Source organism: Hephaestia caeni (assembly GCF_003550065.1).
Taxonomy (GTDB): Bacteria; Pseudomonadota; Alphaproteobacteria; order Sphingomonadales; family Sphingomonadaceae; genus Sphingomonas; species Sphingomonas caeni_A.
Genome location: NZ_QXDC01000002.1, coordinates 91,355 through 111,450 on the forward strand (window position 1 = coordinate 91,355; position 20,096 = coordinate 111,450).

Consider the following 20,096-nt stretch of genomic DNA (forward strand, 5'->3'; position numbering starts at 1 on the left):
GCGTTCAACCGGCGGAGACGCGTTCAGTCGCTGTGGAAACACACCACATCTTGTGTCGTCGCGCGGGGCGGGCGGGCCAGCGCCGTCGGGTCTTCGTCGTCGGGATAGCCGAAAGACATGCCGAGCAATAACTTTCCTGGCTCGTTGTCCAAACGCAACGCAGCGCGAATGATCGACGGATAGCCGCTGAGAGAGGCTTGTGGACACGAGCCGAGCCCCGCCGCCGCCAGCGCGAGCATGAACGTCTGCGCGAATTTGCTGCAATCGGCCGCCTCGCGCAGGCCGCCATCGGGTGGCATGAACAGGAAGGCGGCATGCGGCGCCCCGAAAAAGGCGAAGTTGTGCAGCATCGAGGCGGCGCGGGCGGCCTTGTCGTTCCGGTCGACACCCTGGGTCTCGAACAGCCGGACCGCCGCGTCGATCTGGCGTTCGCGGAATTGGCCTTCGTAACGACCGGCAGCTTCCACCTCGTATTCGGGCGGCACCCCCGAAGACACCGCATCGATCAGCGCCACACGAAGGCGATCGAGCGCCATCCCGGAGGTGATGTGGAGGGTCCAGGGTTGGGTATTACAACTCGATGGTGTGGTTGTTGCCGCCGCGACGAGGCGCTCGATCAGGGCACGGTCCACGCATTGCGGAAGAAAGGCCCTGACCGCGCGCCTGCGCCGTGCGATCGCTTCAAAAAGATCGAGATCGCGCATCATACCAGCGAGGTTTCGTTCGTGCGCCCTCAGGCTTTCGAGTTCGACGCGTCGTGATGCGTGACTTGGCCGATGCCGCCCGACGACCCCCAATGGCCGCCCTTGCGCACGCGAATGCCGACGCTGCGCGTTTCCGAGATGAAGCGGCTGTCGGTGGTGAAGCGGGTATAGCCGCCGAGCACATGCGCCTTGTCGTGCGTGGCATGGAGCACGAGCGGACGGTGCTCGTTGATGCGCGTATAGCCGTAATCGCCGACGGTGCCGCCGGCGAGCTCGACGAATTCCTTCAGGTTGGTTTGCTGTTCGCCGACGTCGGCGGTGACGTTCGACACGCGCAAGCGGCTTTTGACGCCCGCGACCTTCCAGCCCTTCATCGGATCGTTATTGCGCGCATTGCGGGTTCGATCGCGCGGCCCGTAACCGAAATCCACGCTCGCGGTCCGAGTGCCGATGGGCAGGCGCTCCTCGAACGATCCGCGCCCCTTGGTGCGATCGTCGAGCAGCGTTTCATCACGATAGCCGAAGGCCGCGAGATAACCCTCGCTGGCCAGCCGCGCGGTGGTTTCGGCATCGGGGTGCGGATCGCCCTCGAACCCGCGTTCGTGGATGATCGTCGATACCATTTCGATCGCCCATCGCCCGTCGTTGTTGGTGACGGCATAGATGCCCTCGCAATCGAACAATTTGTCGGCTTCGGGCTTGTAGCGCGTGAAGCCGAGCGAGAACACGCCGCCGACCGGGCAGTAGAGGTGTACGTTGACCGATTCGAGCAGGTCGTACGAGTGCGGGGAAATGTGCGTCGGCCCGCTACCGGTGGCGTTCAGCGTCGGCGGTGGATTGCGCAGGAACTCGGCTTCGCTCTGGTAGACGAGCGGTTCGATGTTCTCGTAAATGGCGAACGGAAAATGGAGCGTTTTCGCGATTCCCGCGACATCACGCTGATTGAGCGCGGTGAAATATTCGATGACGAGCCGCAGCCCTTCGGTCACCGGTTCCGCGAACGAGACCGGGAAACGCGAATCGGATTGACCGCCGGGCAGTAACCCCTTCGGCTTCGGAAATTCAGGCCCGGTCTGTGCCATCGCGGAGCCCATCGGCACGATCAAACCGGTGCCCAGCGCCACCCCCATGATGCCGGCCGCGCCGCCGTTTCTGAAGAATTCGCGCCGTCCGATGTCGAGCTGATCGACGTCGTTCGATCCGGCCTTTTCCAATCCATGTTCGAAAGTCATGAACTCGCCCTCTCCCTGGTGTCGTTCGCTTGAGATTAGCACCAGAACCGCGGATGCCTCAGGAATAATGTTCATGGGAGTATGCGATTAGCGAATGACCGATCCGGGCACTGCCAGCGGCGATGTTGCCGTCATTGTTTTTGACGGCACTGTGGACGCGGCAAGAATCCGCGCTCGGGCACCGGCGAGGGCGGTGTTCTGAGCGCGGCTGCATAGCGACTTAACGTGGTGTCAGATGGGTCATTCGAGCCCGCGACGCCGATGATCATTCATCCCGATCATCATTTCATACAGATTAGTCGTGAGGCTTCGTCGATACCTGCCCCTAAGATTCAAAAAAATCGTGAAGAGGGAGATGATGTCATGAGGCGGAAGCATGGTTTCTACGGGGCGCCCTCGGCTTTTGCCCTTGCTCTTGCGCTGGGCGCGGCGCCGGCATTCGGGCAGGACGCGGCCCAATCGGGTGATGCCGACCAGTCCGGGGCCGACGCGATCGTGGTTACCGGCACGCGCATCACCTCGGGGTTCACCGCGCCGACGCCGGTGACGGTGCAGACCTCCGACGAACTGCTCACCTCGGCGCCCGGCACGCTTGCCGACGGGCTCAACCAGCTCCCCCAGTTCCGCGGCTCGGACGTGCCCCAGGCGGGCGGCGTTTCCGCCAACGGAGCGGCGGGCGCGAACCTGCTCAACCTGCGCAATCTCGGTGCCGAGCGGAACCTCGTGCTGCTCAACGGGCGTCGCGTGGTTGCCGGCACCGATCAGGGCGCGACCGACATCAACACACTGCCGCAAAGCCTCGTCTCGCGGGTCGAGGTGGTGACGGGCGGCGCATCGGCCGCTTACGGTTCGGATGCCGTCGCGGGCGTGGTGAACTTCATCCTCGATACCGAATTCGAGGGGTTGAAGGGTTCCGTCCAGGCCGGGATTTCCGAATATGGCGATGCGGGATCGCAAAAGGCGTCGTTGACCGCCGGCAAGGCCCTCGGGCGCGGCCACATCCTCGCGAGCGTCGAATATTACAAGAATTCGGGGATCGGCCCGTACGAAGGCGATCGCGCCTGGAACCGGCGCGGATCGGGGCTCCTCCCCAATTCGGGCGACGGCCCGGCGCGGCTGATCGTCGCCGATGGCGCGGTGGTTTCCAACTCGACCTTCGGCGGCCTGATCACCGCGGGGCCACTCGCGGGAACCCAGTTCCTGCCGGGCGGCGCGCCGGCGCCGTTCGAATTCGGCACCGTGCGCTCGGCGAGCTTCATGCTGGGCGGTGACGGTATCCGCAACGATCGCAACATCTCGGCGGGCACCGAACGCTACACCGGGTTCCTGCGCGGCGATTATGACGTCACCGACGACCTGAACGTCTTCGTCGAGGGCAATTACGGCAAGGCGACAGCCAATTGGGACCAGTATTACAACTACACCTACGCCACCGCCGCCCCGACCATCTACGCCAACAACGCCTTTCTGCCCGACGTCATCCGCGATCGGATGGCGGACGAGGGCATCGCGTCCTTCCGCCTCGGCCGCATCCATTCCGAAAGCATGATCAGGGCGGAGAACAAGAAGGAAATGTGGCGCGTGGCGACGGGCTTCACCGCGACACCGGGCGATTGGACGATCGACGGCTATTATACGCACGGCGAAAACGAGATCCGGATCACGAATTTCGACGTTCTGCACAATCGCCGCTTCTACGCCGCGATCGACGCCGTCGAGGATCCCGTGACGGGCGACATCGTCTGCCGTTCGACCCTGGCGGGCTATGACGCGGGCTGCGTGCCGTTCAATCCCTTCGGCGCGGGATCACCCTCTGCCGGGGCGCTCGATTATATTACGGGCGACGAATGGCGAAACCTGAGCTTGCGGCAGGATGTCGTCGCACTGACGGTTCAGCGGTCGCTGTTCGCCTTGTGGTCCGATCCGATCACGGTTGCCGCGGGTATCGAATACCGCTCGGAATCGGCGCGCCAGACGACGTCGGCCAACACCGCGGAGATCGTCGATTACACCGGCGTCCGTGGCGGCCCCGCGGGGCTCGCCGGCCGCGTCGGGCCGTTCATCGTCGGCAATCCGCAGCCGCTAGCGGGCTCGTTCGACATCAAGGAGGGCTTCCTCGAGATCGCCGCGCCGATCGCCCGGAACGCCCCGTTGGTCGAATTGCTCGAATTCAACGCCGCCGCGCGCGTTGCCGATTACAGCACCAGCGGAACGGTCGTCACCTGGAAGTTCGGCGCCAACTATATGCCGATTTCCGGCCTTCGCTTCCGCGCGACCCGTTCACGCGATATTCGCGGCCCCAACGTCGCCGAACTCTTCACCGGCGGCAGCCAGGGCATCGGCACCGCGCGCCACCCGATCACCGGCGAGACGGTCGATGTCGTCACGCTGACGCGCGGCAACCCCAATCTCGACCCGGAAAAGGCCGATACGCTGACGGCAGGCGTGGTAGTGGAGCCGGCGTTCATCCGCGGTTTCCGCGCCTCGGTTGATTATTACAACATCAACATCAAGGGCGCGATCTCCAACCTCGGCCGTCAGGAGACGATGGACGAGTGCTATCTCAGGAACAACCAGACCGCCTGCGACAACATCACCATCGTCGCCGGCACCAATTACCGGATCGATCTTCCGAACCTCAATCTCGATGCGCTCAAGCTGAGCGGTATCGATTTCGAGATCGACTATCGCCTTCCGTTCCTGGGCGGACAGCTCGGCCTGTCGGCGCTGGCCAACTATCAGTGGCAGTTCGCGCGCACGACGCCGGGGTCGATCTCGATCAATCGCGCGGGCGAGGTCGGCCTGTCGGACAACCCCGAATGGAAGGGCACCTTCACCGCGAATTACAAGACCGGTCCGATCGAGCTTAGCTGGAAGCAACGCTACATCCACAAGGGGAAGTATGACGTCACCTTCGTCGAGGGCGTCGACATCAACGACAATACCATCCCGGCCGTCTGGTATTCCGATCTTGCCGCGCGCTTCCGGGTGGGGGCTGACCAACAGCACGAATTCTATCTGACGGTGAACAACCTGTTCAACCGCGATCCGCCGCTCTCACCACGCGTGTCGGGCACGCATCTGAGCTGGTCCAACTACTCGGTCTACGACGCGATCGGCCGTTATTACACGGCGGGTTTCCGCTTCCGGTTCTGATCATCGTCTTGCTCGTACGTCGAGAATGAAAGGGAAATTTATGATCGAAGCACCGGGCGCATCGGATGCTTTCCCAATGCGCGGCGTATTGGCCGCGCGCACCGCGCGGCGGACGTTCCGGCGAGGCGTCGCGAGCATCGGGGCCGTCGTGGGTGCGGGTAGGGTTGCTGCCTCCGCAGCACCGTGAGCCCGCGACACGATCGCACCAATTCCTTGCCTGCACGGTGAAGGTCCGGCCGTGGCACGCTTCCCCGAGCGTGCCGGGCGCTCCTTGAGTGAAATCAACGATGCATAATGATACGAATACCGGTCCGCTCGCGGAACACGGCGAGCCGCCGGCGCCGTTCGTCGACCAGACGTACCTCGAATGGCCCTTTTTCGAGGACCATCACCGCCAGCTCGCCGCCGAGCTTGAAGCGTGGTGCGCCACCGAGCTTGCCGCGCACCCACATGACGAAACCGATATCGATGCGGCGTGTCGCCGGCTGGTCGGCGCGCTCGCCGCGGGGGGCTGGCTGCGGTATGTCGCGCCCGCTGCCTATGGCGGCATTTTCGACGAACTCGATATCCGGTCGGTGTGCATCATCCGCCAGATTCTCGCCTACCATTCGGGGTTGGCGGATTTCGCCTTCGCGATGCAGGGGCTGGGATCGGGCACGATCAGCCTGGCGGGCAACGAAGCGCAGAAGCAAGCCTATCTGCCCGCGGTGGTGCGCGGCGAAAAAATCGCCGCCTTCGCGATGACCGAGGCGCACAGCGGATCCGATGTCGCCAATATGGAAACGCTCGCACAGCGGCGTGGCGGGCACTATCGGATCAACGGCGAAAAGACGTTCATCTCGAACGGCGGTATCGCGGATTTCTACGTTCTGTTCGCCCGCACTGGCGAAGCGCCGGGGGCGAGAGGTGTCTCGGCCTTCATCGTCGATGCCGACGCGCCGGGGCTCCACGTCGCCGAGCGGATCGAGGTGATCGCGCCGCACCCGCTGGCGCGAATCCGGTTCGAGGACTGTCTCCTCGATGAAGACGCCTTGATCGGCGAGGTGGGCCGTGGCTTCGCCAATGCGATGACGACGCTCGATCTCTTCCGATCGACGGTCGGCGCGGCGGCGCTCGGCTTTTCCCGCCGCGCGCTGCACGAGGCGACCGGTCGCGCGCGGTCGCGCCAGCTTTTCGGTGCGTCGCTGGCGTCCAACCCGATCACCCAATCGCGCCTCGCCGAAATGGTGGCCGAGGTCGATGCCTCGGCGCTGCTCATCTACCGCGCGGCGTGGACGCATGACGTGGCGCGGCGCCAGAACAGCCGCGAAGCGGCGATCGCCAAGCTCTATGCCACCGAAGCCGCGCAGGGCGTCATCGACAAGGCCGTCCAGATGTTCGGCGGGCTGGGGGTGGTCAAGGGCGAGGCGGTAGAGAGCCTTTATCGCGAGATCCGTGCGCTACGCATCTATGAGGGTGCGTCCGAAGTGCAGAAGGTGGTGATCGCGCGCCGCCATCTCCGCGAATGACAGGGGTCGCGATCACCGAGACCGATCCATTCGATAGGATCATGAACCCAGTCGTACTTTTTGTGAGATTTCTCGGGCGCGGTTTGCGACCTTGACCACAGAGCAACGCCTTATGAGGGGATGACGATTGGCGGCGAATGAGAACGGGGCGGACGACGCCACGCAATCCGATCGGCCTTATGCCTGGTATGCGCTGAGCGTCCTGGTTCTCGTCTATGCGCTCAATTTCATCGATCGACAGATCATTTCGATCCTTGCCGAGGACATCAAGGCGGATCTCGCGCTCACCGATGCGCAGCTTGGTTTTCTTTACGGGACCGCGTTTGCGATCTTCTACGCGCTGTTCGGGATTCCGCTCGGGCGACTGGCCGACGATTGGTATCGTGGGCGGCTGATCGCGCTGGGCCTGCTGGCCTGGTCGAGCATGACCGCGTTGTCGGGACTCGCGGCGAATTTCGCGCAGCTTGCCGTGGCGCGGGTGGGCGTCGGGATCGGCGAAGCCGCGGCGTCGCCGGCCGCGTTCTCGATGCTCGCCGATTACTTCTCGAAGCGCAGGCGCGCGCTCGCCATCTCGATCTATTCGGCGGGACTTTATCTGGGGATGGGGCTCAGCCTGCCCTTGGGCGGCTGGATCGCCGATAGCTGGAACCATGCCTATGCCGCCGGCGGCGCGCCCTTCGGGCTTGCGGGGTGGCAGGCGGCGTTCCTCGCGGTCGGCCTGCCGGGGCTGCTGATGGCATTGTGGATGTTCACGCTGCGCGAACCAATGCGCGGCGCGAGCGACGGCACGCCGATGCCGCCCGCGCAGCCCGGCGCGTGGCGGCGCTTCGCGCTCGAAATGGCGGCGGTCCTGCCCCCGCTGACCTTATGGAGCGTGGCGCGCTTTCCCGGCGCGCTGCGGATCAACCTGATGGTGCTCGGCGGCGTTGCACTGGCGGTCTACGCGCTGGTCACCGGCACGGGGGATACCGCGCAATGGGTCGGCTATGGAGTCGGCATCTATTCGGTGTTCTCGTGGATCCAGATGCTCAAATTCAGCGATCCGCCGACCTATCGCCTGATCTGGGGCAGCAAGACGGTGCTGCTCGCGATCTTTGGTTTCGGCAGCCTGTCGTTCTTCACTTACGGCTATATGTTCTGGGTCGCGCCCTACGGCATCCGCACGTTCGACGTGGCGAAGGATGTCGCCGGGCTCTACATCGGGCTTCCGGCGGCCGCGGCGTCGGCGGCGGGGGTCATCATCGGCGGGAGGCTCTCCGACATGTGGAAGGGCCGCGACGTGCGCGGGCGCGTCTATGTCTGCATGCTGGCGATTGTTCTTCCCGCGCCGTTCGCCGCGATCATGTTCGCGATCGATAATTTCGCGCTCTACTGTGTGCTGAGCGCGATCGTGTATTTGCTCAACAGCCTGTGGCTCGGATCGGCGATCACGGCGTATCAGGATTTCGTGCTGCCCCGGATGCGCGGCACGATCGGCGCGACCTATCTGCTGGGCGCGACGATGCTCGGGCTGGCGCTCGGCCCGTATTTCGTCGGCAAGGTGGCGACCGTCACCGGCTCGCTGGCGACGGGCATGTACTGCCTGTTCATCATTTCGCCGGTGTCGCTGGTGTTGCTGTGGATCGTCGCGCGCCGCACCGGCGAGGCCGAGGCGACCAAGTTCGAGCGCGCTTATGCCGCGGGCGAGCCGAGGCCCGAAGCCTCGATCGCCGCCGCTTGATTCAAGTCGCGGAGTTGCCGGCGCAGAACCTTGCCAGAGGCGTTGCGCGGGATCGCATCGATCAGGTCGATCGACTTGGGCAGCTTGTAGGCCGCGAGGCGCATGCGTGCCCAGGCGATCACCGCGGCGGGATCGATCGCGGCGCCGTGTTCGGCGACGATATAGGCCTTGACCGCTTCACCCCAGCGCTCGGACGGCACGCCGATCACCGCCACGTCGCGCACGCCCGGATAACCGGCGAGCACATCCTCCACCTGTGACGGCGCGATATTCTCGCCGCCGCTGATGATGATGTCCTTGATCCTGTCCTCGATGAAGACGAATCCCTCGGCGTCGATATAGCCGCCGTCGCCGGTCAGCAGGCCAATGGGGCGGAGCGCCTCGGCGGTGGCCTGGGCCTGACGCCAATAGCCTTCCATCACAGTCTCACCGGCGATGACGAGTTCGCCGTGCTGCCCCGGCGGCAGCACGCATCCGGCCTCGTCGATCGCGACGATTTCGAGCCCCGGCCAGGCGCGCCCGCACGACCCCGCCTTGCCGGGGCGATCGTGTTCTTCCGGCGATAAGACGGTTCCCGCGCCCGTGGTTTCGGTCATGCCGTAGAGTTGCGCGAAATCGCAGCCCAGCGTCGCGCGGGCGCGGTCGAGCAGCGCCCCGGTGATCGCCGAGCCGCCATAGGCGATCTGGCGCAGGCTCGCCACGTGGTCGGGGCGCAAGCCGCCATGATCGAGCAGCATGATGATCATCGACGGCACCAGGAACGCCTGCGTGCAGCGGTAGCGTTCGATCAATGCGAGCAAGGCGGCGGGCGCGAAGTCGGAAGCGATCACCATCGCGGCGCCGTGATGGAGCGCAAGGAGGCCGGTATTGATCCCGGCGACGTGGAATTGCGGCATCACGGTCATCACGACATCGTCGGCGCGGTAATCGAAGCCCGGTACTGTCGCGCTCATCCGCCACACCGCGGCAAGGTTGCGGTTGCTGAGCACGACGCCCTTGGGGCGCCCGGTGGTCCCGCTGGTGTAGAGTTGCAGAACATCGTCGTCGGGCTGCGATACCCGTTTCCGGGGCGCTTGGGGTCGCCGGCTGCGCCAGCCCGCATAGGCGTGGTCGAGCGTCACCAGTATCGGCGGTGCCGCGCAGCCCTGCACGACGCGCGCCGCCACGTCTTCGAACCCGCTGCCGACGAACAGCAGGCGCGGCTGCGCATCGTCGATGATGTAGGCGAGTTCGCCTTCGGACAGGCGAACGTTCAACGGCAGCAGGCAGGCTCGTGCTTTTGCGGCACCCGCCAGCAGGTCGTAGAAGGTATCGCAATTGCGGCTGAGCACGGCCACCCTGTCGCCGGGAGCGATCCCGGCGGTGTCGAGTGCCGATGCAACCTCGCCGGAGCGTGCATCGAGCGCCGCATAGCTCGTTCGCTTTTCGTCGTGAACGATCGCGATCTTGTCGCCGCACGTCCGCGCCCGCACACGTACGATGTCGGCGATCGACTCCAATGCTGCCGCGTCCTCGCTCACGATCCGGCCGGCTCAGGCAAAGGCTGCCAGACCTGTCTGCGCGCGGCCGAGGATCAGCGCGTGGATATCGTGCGTGCCTTCATAGGTATTGACCGTTTCGAGGTTCATCATGTGCCGGATGACATGATATTCGTCAGCAATCCCGTTGCCGCCATGAATGTCTCGCGCCAGCCGCGCGATATCGAGCGCCTTGCCGCAATTGTTGCGTTTCAACATGCTGATCGCCTCGGGCAACCAGGCGCCCTCATCGAGCAGGCGCCCGAGGCGAAGCGTGGCCTGTAGCCCCAGGGCGATTTCGGTCTGCATATCGGCGAGCTTCTTCTGGACGAGCTGCATCGCGGCGAGCGGTTTGCCGAAGATGGTGCGATCGAGCGCATAAGCGCGCGACGCTTCCCAACAGAATTCCGCCGCCCCCATCGATCCCCACGCGATCCCGTAGCGCGCTTTGTTGAGGCATGAGAAGGGGCCCCTCAGCCCCGTCACATCGGGCAGGATCGCGTCTTCGGCAATGGCGCAATCGGTGAGTGCGATCATCCCCGTGGTCGAGGCGCGAAGGCTCATCTTGCCGTCGATCTTCGGGGTGTCGAAACCGGGCGTCCCGCGCTCGACGATGAAGCCGCGGATGTCGCCGTCGAGCTTGGCCCAGATGATCGCGAGATCGGCGATCGGGGCGTTGGTAATCCACGTCTTGGCGCCGTTGAGGACGAATCCGCCTGCGACGCGTTCGGCGCGGGTGCGCATCGCGCCGGGATCGGAACCGCCATCGGGTTCGGTGAGGCCGAAGCAGCCGACCAGCTCGCCGCCGGCCAGTTTAGGAACATAGGCGTCCTTCTGCGCCTCGCTGCCGAAGGCGAGGATCGGGTGGATGACCAGCGACGACTGGACGCTCATTGCCGAGCGATAGCCCGAATCGACGCGCTCGATCTCGCGGGCGATGAGCCCGTAGGCGACATGGCCCAGCGCCGCGCCGCCGAAGCGTTCGGGCACCATCGCGCCGAGCAGGCCCAGGTCGCCCATTTCGGACATGATCTCGCGATCGAAGCGCTCCTCGCGATTGGCGCTCAGGATACGCGGCATCAATTCGTTCTGCGCGTATGCACGCGTGGAGCGGGCGACGCTCTCCTCTTCCTCGGTCAATTGCGCGCTCAGATGGAGCGGGTCGTTCCAGGCGAATGACAAACCGGAGTGAGACACAAAAATCCGTCCAAAATTACCAGTGGGCGCCTCGCTGGTAGGATGTCGCCGCGGCCGCGTCGCATGAATATTGGGCCGAAAGATCATGCGCCGCGATCATCAACTTTGCCGAAGCGGCGCGGTGGAGACGACATCGAACGCGATCGTAAGCCGATCCCCGGCGGCAAACGGCACGGTGCCGTGCCAGGTGATCGAGGGAAACAGCGCGAGCAGCCCCGGGCGCGGTTTCACCCGCCGGAAGGGTGGCAGCGCCAGGCCCAATTCGGCGGGCGGTGCGCCGAATTGCAGCCAGCCGTCGAAACTCGCGGCGCCGTCGCCGGTCGCAGGCGGCAGCGAGAGATAGAGCGCCGAGCTGAACCAGCCCGCCGGGTGGATGTGGCTGGTGTGATAACCGTTGGGCTGGAGCAACGACGACCACGATCCGGCGAATCGGAAGCCCCGGCCGACCTCGCGTAGCACCGGATGGCTGTCGTCCGGTGATGGGAGCTGGGCGAGGTGCGCGTGCACCGCGTCGCTCACGGCCTCCCTCAACCGGCGTATTTCCGGCTCGGGCCGGTCTAGGATCGAACCCGGTGTCTGGGTGCCCAGGCGAAGGCTCTGGTCGAGCGGCGGCTGCCTGGCGGTGTGGAGTGTGCGCAGGAGCGCGACGATAGTCTCGAGATCGCGCGGCGCGATCGCCAGATCGATCTCGCCGAAAAGCCGCGCATCGCCTTCGAGCCACGCCCAGCGCGGATCATCGAGCAGCCGCCATGCCGCGGCCAGACAAGGCCAGGCGGCTTTGCCTTCGGGATATGCCACGGCCCGTTCCGCCACCCGAGCCGCCTCATCGAACCGCCCGGTGCGCAGTGCGTGCCGCGCGCGGGCCGCGTTGACCCCCGGCGTATCGCCCGCGATCGCGAAGGCGCGATCGGCGCGCGCGATCTGCCCGGTTTCACTGGCGCTGGCGGCTTCGACCTCGTCGAACCATGCGGCGGCACCGAACACCTGCCGGGCGGCGTCGATTTCATCCAGAGCGTCGCCGTATAGGCCCGCCTGCATCAGCAGCGCGATCAAGGTTGTGCGGAGGTCGGGATCGTCGGGCCGATCGCGGATCGCGCGGTGGAACGGTGCCGCGAGGTGCTCGCCGCGACCGCCTTCCCACAGGAATTTGCCGAGCGTGGCATGGGCCTTCACCCATGCCGGATTCGCCGCGCTGATCGCGTCGAGCGCCGCGAGCCCGCGGTCGATCTCTCCGGCCTCGCACAAGGCGACTGCTTCGCCCAGTACGATCTCGGGATCGTTGGGAGAGGCGTCGCGCGCTTTGGTGTAGAAGGGGAGGGATGCGCCACCCCGTTCGGCTTCGAGCAGTGCCCGGAGGTGGAGCAAATTGGCGTCGGTGGGCGCGAGTGCGATGGCGTGATCGATTGCGTCCACAGCGAGCCCGGGTTCGTGCGCATGGCGCAACGCGATCCCGAGCAGGTGCCATCCGCGCGCCGTGTCGGGTTCGGCATCGACCAGCGCCTGTGCCGCGGCGCGCAACGCGACGAAATCGGCGTTTGCGAACGCGGCTTCAGCCTTCTCCAACGGCGCCAGATCGGGGATAGTGGCCTCCAGACATGCCTTCGTAAACCGGCGCGCAGCGCGCAGGTCTCGATCGATCGTGAATTGACGGGCAGGTTTGCGTTAGCGAGGCGATCGGTGCAATAGCGTACCCGATTCAGTAAAATCACAGGCTGGGTTCCTGATTTCCGGGATTTCTGGGCATGCGCCGAATTCTACCGACCCTGCCCGCGCTCGAGGCGTTCGAAGCGGTCGCAAGACTGGGCCACGTCACCAAGGCCGCCGATGAATTGGGGCGGACGCAGAGCGCGGTCAGCCGCCAGATCGCCAATCTGGAAAGCTTCGCCCGACGGCCCTTGTTCGTGCGCGACAAGAAGCGGCTGATCCTCAACGAAGCCGGCGATTTCTTCTTCGAGGCCGTCTCGCGCGTGCTCAACGAACTGGAAATCGAAACCGCGCGCCTTCTTACCTTCGGTTCGATGGACCGGGTCTTGCGGCTGGGCGTGCTGCCGACCTTCGGTTCAAGGTGGCTGATGCCTCGGCTGGCGAGCTTCACGCACGAATATGATGATATCGAACTGCATCTGGTGCGGGGCCTGAGCCGCTCCGATTTCGCCCGGTTGCGGGTCGATGCCGCGATCGAATGTTCTCCCGAGGCGCCGTCCGATCTCAAGGCGCACAGGCTGGTGACCGAGGAGATCGTGGCCGTCGTCACCCCCGAACATTATGAGGAAGTTACCGCGTCGGGCGCGGTCTTCAACAAGCTCTATATGCCTTCGCGCCCTGAACTATGGGGCAAATGGCTGGAGGATTATGGTGCGCCCGTCGGCCAGGCGGGGCTGCGCTTCGAAAACTACAGCATGATGATCGAGGCCGCGTCGCTCGGGCTGGGGGTCGCGGTGCTACCGACGCTGTACATCGCCAAGGAACTGGCAAGCAAAAGGCTGATTTCCCCGTTCGGCTCTCCGATTCAGAGCGGGCGGACTTATTGGCTGACGTTCCCGGCCGAATCCGAAAGCAACGCCAAGGTAAGGGAATTCGCGAACTGGCTGCTCAACCAGGTGGTGCCGTAACGTTCGCTGACCCTATATACACTTTATCGATCACCCCGTGCGCAAAGTAGCAGGTTGACCGCCTTTCAGTCTGCGGTCGTATTCGTCGGCAAATTTCTGGTGAACGCGGGCGATACCCGGATCGGCTGCCTTCTCGGCGGCTGCAAGACATTCTTGACGGCGTCGTTCAATATATTTTCGATCGAGATTGTTCATGGTAAGCTCCCGGCTTCGACAAGCGGCAGCTTTCCATTTACTGTCCGTCGGCGCCGTGCTCGTAGTCGAACGCGCCGATATAGTAAGCGTGTGCTATAAATCGTCTTGAGTCAACGGGACCGTCGCGCCACAACCTGTAGGTCAAATCGTTATCGGCTTTCGCGCCGACCCACTACCGGACGTGACCGTCGTTAGTAATATAACGGTCAAAATCCCCGATGTAGCGCCCGGTGTCACGCGAGAGTCACTTGCGACATCTACCGGCGCCCCGTCAGCCAACAAATCGGCAGCGGGGGACCCATGTTTTTCGGCAAACGCCATGTTCATTTCGCCTTTCTCTATTCGTCGGCGGCGATCGCGCTGGCGCTTCCGACCGCGGCGATCGCGGGGGATATCGTCGGTAGCGTCGTCGACGCGAGCGGCACCCGTGCGCTCCAGGGGGCCGAAGTCGAAATCGTCGAGCTTGGCCGCGTCGACCATGCCGGTACGGACGGCCGCTTTCGCTTCGCCAACCTTCCCGCCGGCACCTATACGGTGCGCGCGCGCTATGCCGGCACCGAGCCTGTCAGCGCCACCGCGACCGTCACCGCCGATGGCGTCGCGCATATCGATCTCCTGCTCGGCAATGCGGCGGACACGATCCTCATCGTCGGTCAGCGCGCCAATCTGGCGAGCGCGATTTCGCGGCAGCGCGCTGCCGGAACGGTCGAGACCGTCCTTACCCGCGATGCGATCGGCCAGTTCCCCGATCAGAACGTCGCCGAGGCGGTTCGCCGCGCGCCGGGCGTCAATGTCCTCGACGACCAGGGCGAGGGCAGGTTCGTTTCGGTGCGCGGGCTCGATCCCAATCTGAACGCCGCGTCGATCAACGGCGTGCGTATCCCGTCGCCCGAATCCGACGTGCGGTCGGTCGCGCTCGATACGATCCCGTCCGAACTCGTCGAATCGATCGAGATCAAGAAGACGCTGACCCCGGACATGGATGCCGACACGATCGGCGCCACGATCGAGATCAACACCACCAATGCGCTCGATCGGAAGAAGCCGTTCGTCGCGATCTCGGCCGAAGGATCGTACAATGACAAGACCGAGAAATGGTCGCCCAAGGGATCGATCGACTTTTCGACCCGGCTTGGCGAAGATCTCGGTGTTTCGGGCGGGCTGTCTTATTACCGCCGGCGTTTCGCGACCGACGGGGTCGAGCCCGATGGTTGGAAAACCGCCGATGACGGCACTGTCTTCGCCGATACGCTCGAATTCCGCGATTATGACGTGACGCGCACGCGCCTTGGCGCGTCGCTGTCGCTCGACTGGCGCCCCAGCGATACGACCACCCTGTTCGTGCGCGGGCTTTACAGCCGTTTCGCCGACCAGGAACTGCGCAAGCGCTTGATTTTCGAGATGGATGCCGATCCCTATGCCGGTGACGCCGACCACGCGAGCTTCCGATCCGACGATGGCGAGATCAACGTCGAACGCGATCTGAAGGATCGCTTCGAGGTCCAGCACGTCAAGACCGTCTCGGCAGGCGGCAAGACCGAGACCGGCCCGTGGAAGCTGCGCTATGAAGGCGCCTATTCCTATGCCGACGAGCAGGAACACGGATCGATCGATCCGATCACCTTCCGGCACAAGTTCGAGGAACCGGACGAACTGGGGGTGACGTTCGATTATACGCGGCTGGGGCATCCCGGCTACACGATCGACAATGGCGAGGCCGCTTTCTTTGACCCGACGGTGTACGAATTCGACAAGATCGAACGCTCGACGCTGAGCCTGTCGAAGGATCGCGAGTGGAGCGGCCGTATCGATGTGACGCGCAGCTTCGCGCTCGATACCGGCACGTTCGATATCCAGGCGGGCGGCAAGGCGCGGCTGCGCAAAAAGACCTTCGAATACACGCAGGACAAATATGACGGCGTCGAAGGCGACCTGACGCTTGCCGACGTGCTGGGCCGCCAGAGCTACAGCCTCGCCGATATCGAGCCGGTGGTGGGCAAGGAGGGCGAGCGCGATCTGCTGGCGGGCGGGTTCGATCGCTTCATCCTCAACCCGATCGATACGCTCTACGAATCCTCGGCCGCCGATTATGGCGCGAAAGAAGATGTCTACGCGGGCTATCTGCTTGGCCGCTACGAGGGATCGGCACTCAGAATTGTCGGTGGCGTGCGCGTCGAGCGTACCAGCAACCGCTTCACCGGCAATCGCGTCGAGACGATCGAAGAAGGGGCGGCGAACGGCGACGATCTCGTCGTGGTGACCCCGGTCGCGTTCGAACGGCGCTACACCGACTGGCTGCCGAGCCTCAATCTGCGGTACGAGCCGGCGCGCGACGTCGTGCTGCGCTTCGGCGCCTCCAAGAGCATCGTGCGCCCCAACTTCGGCGCCATCGCGCCGCGCTTCCTCGTCGAGGAAAGCGACGATGGCGAGCGTGAGGGCGAATTCGGCAATCCCGCGCTGAAACCCTATCATGCCTGGAATATCGATCTCGCGGCCGAATATTATTTCAGCACGAACGCGGTCGTGCAGGCAGGGTTTTTCTATAAGGACATCAAAGATTTCATCGTCGAGGGTAAATTCGATGGCGATGCCAACGATCCCTTCGGCGGCAGCTTCAACGGGATCGCGTATGATGAGGCCAAGATTCCGGTCAACGGCGACAGCGCCAAGGTCAAGGGTATCGAACTCAGCTATCAGCAGGCGCTGACGTTCCTGCCCGCGCCGCTCGACGGGTTCCTGATCAATCTCAACTACACCTATACCGACGCCGAGGGGCGCTTGCACGGTGAAGGGGGCGAGCCGGGGCGCGACATTCCGCTGCCGGCGTCGGCGAAACATACCTTCAACGCCGTGCTCGGTTACGAGAAGGGGCCGCTCAGCATCCGCCTCGCCGGTGCCCATCGGTCGGGCTATCTCGACGAGATCGGCGGCGACGCGCAGGAGGATCGCTACGTCAAGTCGCACTTCCAGTTCGACGCCACGGTGAAATACCGCATCGTCGAGCAGGTGCAGCTCTTTGCGGAATTCGTGAACCTCAACGACGCGCCGTATCGCGCCTATCAGCGCGGGCCGGGCCGCGATCGTCTGCTCCAGTCCGAAACCTATTCGTGGACAGGGAAATTCGGCGTCCGCGCGCACTTCTGAAGGGGAACGAACGATGCGCCTGGAAATAATGGCAATAGTGCCGCTCGCCTTGCTCGGAGGCTGCGTCGAGGGACGGTCTTCGATGTCGCTGTCACCGGCGCCGACGGTCGCGGTGACGGCGGTCGCGGAAACCGAAGCGGTGGCGACGCGCAACGCCGATGCGGCCGACGATCCTGCGATCTGGCGCAATGCCGGCGATCCGCAAGCGAGCCTGATCGTCGCGACCGACAAGAAGGCGGGCCTCTACGTCTATGGCCTCGACGGCGCCAAGCGCAGCTTCATCGATGCCGGGCGGGTCAACAATGTCGATCTGCGTGACGATGTTCGGATCGGCGGCCGAGCGGGGATTCTGGTGGTGGCGAGCGACCGCTCCGATCCCGCGCATGGCAACCTCGCGTTGTTTCGCCTCGATCCGGTTGCCGCTCGACTGGAGGCGCTCGGCAAGATTCCGGCGCTTGCGGGCGAAGCCTATGGGCTGTGCCTCTATCGCGCCGCCGACGCGCTTTATGCCTTTCTGGTGATGAAGGACGGCACGATCGGGCAGATCGCGCTCGATCTGGAGGGGGCCACACCACAGGGCCGGCTCGTTCGGACGCTCCACCTCGCCAGTCAGGCCGAAGGCTGCGTCGCCGACGATCGCTCCGGCCGGCTGTACGTCGCCGAAGAAGATGTGGGCATCTGGCGTTTCGATGCGGGTGCCGCGGGGCCGGTAGAGGCGACCGCGGTGGCGAAGGTCGATCGCGTGCGCCTGTTCGACGATGTCGAAGGTCTGGCGATCGTGCCCGAGGGCGCCGACGGCGGGTATCTCGTCGCATCGAGCCAGGGCGATAATGCCTATGCGGTCTGGCAACTCGTCGATGAAGAATATGTCGGGCGCTTCCGCATCGAGGCCGGCGCGGTGGACGGCACACAGGAAACCGATGGGATCGAGATCGCCGTCGGCGACTTCGGCCCGGCCTATCCGCGCGGGCTGCTGGTCGCGCAGGATGGCGACAACGCGCCCGCCGCGCAGAATTTCAAACTGGTGAGCTGGGCGGATGTCGAGCGCGCGCTCGGGCGGCATCCGTCCGAACGAGTGGCTCCCGAATGAGCGGGGCATCCGGCGGTTCTTTCGAACTGTAACATTTCGCCCGTAGAGCGACGGCAAACGGAGGATCACGGCGATGAATTCGTTCAAGCGCACGCCCGGTGGGATGATCGACCGATTTCGCAACGATGTTTCCCGGTTCGACAAGCCCGTAGGGCCATCGGGCAGCCCCAGGCGCCGGTATCGAACGATCTGGATTTCCGACGTTCACCTCGGCACGCGAGGATGCAACGACCGGTTGCTGCTCGATTTCCTCGATCATGTCGACAGCGATATCATCTATCTGGTCGGCGACATCATCGACGGCTGGCGATTGAAGAAGCGCTTTTACTGGCCCGAGCGGCACAATGCGATCGTCCGCCGTATCATGAAGCGTGCCAAGCGCGGCACGCACGTCGTCTATATTCCCGGCAATCACGATGAGATGTTCCGCCAGTTCGCGGGCTCGAATTTCGGTGGTGTCGAAATCAGGAAAAAGGCGGTGCACACCACCGTCGATGGTCGACGCCTGCTGATCCTACACGGCGACGAATTCGATGCGGTCGTCATGGCGCATCGCTGGCTCGCGCTGTTCGGCGATATCGCCTACACCACGCTCCTGCGGCTCAACGTCGTCGTCGCCGCGGTGCGCCAGCGGCTCGGCCTGCCTTACTGGTCGCTGTCGAAGCATGCCAAAAGTAAGGTGAAGAACGCGGTTGCCTTCATCTCGCGCTTCGAGGAAGCGATCGCGCACGAAGCAGCGCGGCTGGGAGTGGACGGCGTTGTCTGCGGCCACATTCATACCGCTGAGGCCCGATATTTCGGCGATGTCGCTTATTACAACGACGGCGACTGGGTCGAAGGCTGCACCGCGCTCGTCGAACATTTCGACGGGCGCATGGAGATCCTGCATTGGGCCGATGAGGTTGCGGCGCGGCCAAAACCGCACGCGGCTCGCTCCCTGGCGACCCCGGTCGAGGCGGCCTGATGAAAATCCTGATCGTCACCGATGCCTGGCTGCCCCAGGTCAACGGTGTGGTCCGCACATTGCAGGCGCTGCGCGGTGTTCTCGAAACGCGGGGACACGAGGTGCTGGTCGTTTCGCCCGACCGCTTCCGGTCGCTTCCATGCCCGAGCTACCCCGAAATCCGTCTGGGGCTTGCGTCGGCCAGCGTGGTGGGCCGCCTGATATCGTCGTTCGATCCGGACGCGATCCACATTGCGACCGAAGGGCCGCTCGGCGTCGCCGCGCGCGCCTGGTGCCTGCGCCGCGGTCTGTCGTTCACGACCGCCTATCACACGCAATTCCCCGAATATCTTGCCAAGCGGACGAAGCTGCCGCCCGAGCTGTTCTGGAAATATATCCACTGGTTCCATCGGCCGTCGCGTGCGGTGTTGACCGCAACGCCGAGCGTGGCCGAACTGCTGCGCGCGCATGGGCTGTATCGGACCCGTTTGTGGGGGCGCGGTGTCGATCTCGACTGTTTCCACCCCGACGCACCGCCGTGCGCCGCCTTCGAGGCGGCGGCGCGGCCGATCCAGCTCTATGTCGGGCGCGTCTCGGTCGAGAAGAATATCGAGGCGTTTCTCGAAAGCGGCCACCCCGGATCGAAGATCGTCGTCGGTGACGGCCCTGCGCGCGACTTGCTGATGCGGCGATATCCCGAGGTTGGCTTTCCCGGCGCGCTTCACGGGCCGGCGCTTGCCGCCGCTTATGCCGGCGCCGACGTGCTGGTTTTCCCGAGCATGACCGATACTTATGGCCTGGTGATGATCGAGGCGCTCGCTTGCGGCACCCCTGTTGCCGCCTATCCGGTCATCGGGCCGCGCGATATCCTGACCGACGATGTCGGCGCCACCGATCGCGACCTCGCGCGCGCCACGGCCCTTGCGCTCGGCAAGGACCGCCGGTCATGTGCTGCTTATGGACGAACCTTTAGCTGGCAGCGAAGCGCGGACCAGTTCGAACATGCGCTCGTATCGGTGCGGTCGGGCGACGAGGCAGGGCAAGGCGCGGTGGCGGCATAACCTCGCCGATCGGAGGC

The 20,096-nt window shown here is 64.5% G+C and carries 14 protein-coding genes; 8 read left to right on the top strand and 6 right to left on the bottom strand.

The annotated features are described in order from the left end of the window. Nucleotides 1-23 precede the first annotated feature (23 nt). Nucleotides 24-707 carry a nitroreductase gene (locus DFR49_RS00390; RefSeq protein WP_119034089.1) on the bottom strand — a complete coding sequence of 228 codons (684 nt, stop codon included), beginning with the start codon at nt 705-707 and terminating at the stop codon, nt 24-26. A gap of 26 nt (nt 708-733) precedes the next feature. Further along, complete coding sequence (locus DFR49_RS00395; RefSeq protein ID WP_119034090.1) at nt 734-1,936, bottom strand: hypothetical protein; 1,203 nt, start codon at nt 1,934-1,936, stop codon at nt 734-736. Nucleotides 1,937-2,299: 363 nt separating this feature from the next. Here DFR49_RS00395 and DFR49_RS00400 point away from each other — a divergent pair, with 363 nt between their 5' ends. The 3 genes from DFR49_RS00400 (at nt 2,300) to DFR49_RS00410 (ending at nt 8,320) form a co-directional block, all read left to right on the top strand. Then, nucleotides 2,300-5,092 (top strand): TonB-dependent receptor domain-containing protein, encoded by a 2,793-nt coding sequence (locus tag DFR49_RS00400; RefSeq protein WP_170150879.1) that lies wholly within the window; start codon nt 2,300-2,302, stop codon nt 5,090-5,092. Nucleotides 5,093-5,379: 287 nt separating this feature from the next. After that, nucleotides 5,380-6,600: an acyl-CoA dehydrogenase family protein gene (locus tag DFR49_RS00405; RefSeq protein ID WP_119034092.1), complete on the top strand. Its 1,221-nt coding sequence runs from the start codon at nt 5,380-5,382 to the stop codon at nt 6,598-6,600. A gap of 127 nt (nt 6,601-6,727) precedes the next feature. Next, the gene (locus DFR49_RS00410) at nt 6,728-8,320 is read left to right on the top strand and encodes a spinster family MFS transporter (protein ID WP_119034093.1); all 1,593 of its coding nucleotides are present in this window, start codon (nt 6,728-6,730) and stop codon (nt 8,318-8,320) included. Here DFR49_RS00410 and DFR49_RS00415 read toward each other — a convergent pair. The 3 genes from DFR49_RS00415 to DFR49_RS00425 all read right to left on the bottom strand — a co-directional run bounded on the left by DFR49_RS00415 (nt 8,272) and on the right by DFR49_RS00425 (nt 12,597). Next, nucleotides 8,272-9,840: a long-chain-fatty-acid--CoA ligase gene (locus tag DFR49_RS00415; protein ID WP_119034094.1), complete on the bottom strand. Its 1,569-nt coding sequence runs from the start codon at nt 9,838-9,840 to the stop codon at nt 8,272-8,274. The two genes, DFR49_RS00410 and DFR49_RS00415, sit on opposite strands and share 49 nt — an antisense overlap. A 12-nt stretch (nt 9,841-9,852) precedes the next feature. Beyond that, a complete protein-coding gene (locus tag DFR49_RS00420) occupies nt 9,853-11,034 on the bottom strand; it encodes an acyl-CoA dehydrogenase (RefSeq protein ID WP_245968174.1) in 1,182 nt (393 codons plus the stop codon). A 99-nt stretch (nt 11,035-11,133) separates the two neighbouring features. Beyond that, entirely contained in the window at nt 11,134-12,597 is a 1,464-nt protein-coding gene (locus DFR49_RS00425) for a putative 2OG-Fe(II) oxygenase (protein ID WP_119034096.1), read from the bottom strand. A 179-nt stretch (nt 12,598-12,776) separates the two neighbouring features. On the opposite strand from DFR49_RS00425, the gene DFR49_RS00430 reads away from it, so the two are divergent. Then, nucleotides 12,777-13,646 (top strand): LysR substrate-binding domain-containing protein, encoded by an 870-nt coding sequence (locus DFR49_RS00430; protein ID WP_119034097.1) that lies wholly within the window; start codon nt 12,777-12,779, stop codon nt 13,644-13,646. Nucleotides 13,647-13,676: 30 nt separating this feature from the next. Here DFR49_RS00430 and DFR49_RS21790 read toward each other — a convergent pair whose 3' ends face one another. Continuing rightward, nucleotides 13,677-13,841 (bottom strand): hypothetical protein, encoded by a 165-nt coding sequence (locus DFR49_RS21790; protein WP_170150880.1) that lies wholly within the window; start codon nt 13,839-13,841, stop codon nt 13,677-13,679. Between the two features lie 300 nt (nt 13,842-14,141). Here DFR49_RS21790 and DFR49_RS00435 point away from each other — a divergent pair, with 300 nt between their 5' ends. The 4 genes from DFR49_RS00435 to DFR49_RS00450 all read left to right on the top strand — a co-directional run bounded on the left by DFR49_RS00435 (nt 14,142) and on the right by DFR49_RS00450 (nt 20,079). After that, nucleotides 14,142-16,985 (top strand): TonB-dependent receptor, encoded by a 2,844-nt coding sequence (locus tag DFR49_RS00435; RefSeq protein ID WP_119034098.1) that lies wholly within the window; start codon nt 14,142-14,144, stop codon nt 16,983-16,985. 13 nt (nt 16,986-16,998) lie between these two features. Further along, a complete protein-coding gene (locus DFR49_RS00440; protein ID WP_119034099.1) occupies nt 16,999-18,075 on the top strand; it encodes a phytase in 1,077 nt (358 codons plus the stop codon). Between the two features lie 73 nt (nt 18,076-18,148). After that, nucleotides 18,149-19,039 carry a UDP-2,3-diacylglucosamine diphosphatase gene (locus DFR49_RS00445; RefSeq protein ID WP_119034100.1) on the top strand — a complete coding sequence of 297 codons (891 nt, stop codon included), beginning with the start codon at nt 18,149-18,151 and terminating at the stop codon, nt 19,037-19,039. Next, on the top strand, nt 19,039-20,079 hold the full coding sequence (locus tag DFR49_RS00450) for a glycosyltransferase family 4 protein (RefSeq protein ID WP_119034101.1): 1,041 nt from the start codon (nt 19,039-19,041) through the stop codon (nt 20,077-20,079). The genes DFR49_RS00445 and DFR49_RS00450 overlap by 1 nt, the downstream gene beginning before the upstream one ends. The last annotated feature ends 17 nt before the right edge of the window (nt 20,080-20,096 follow it).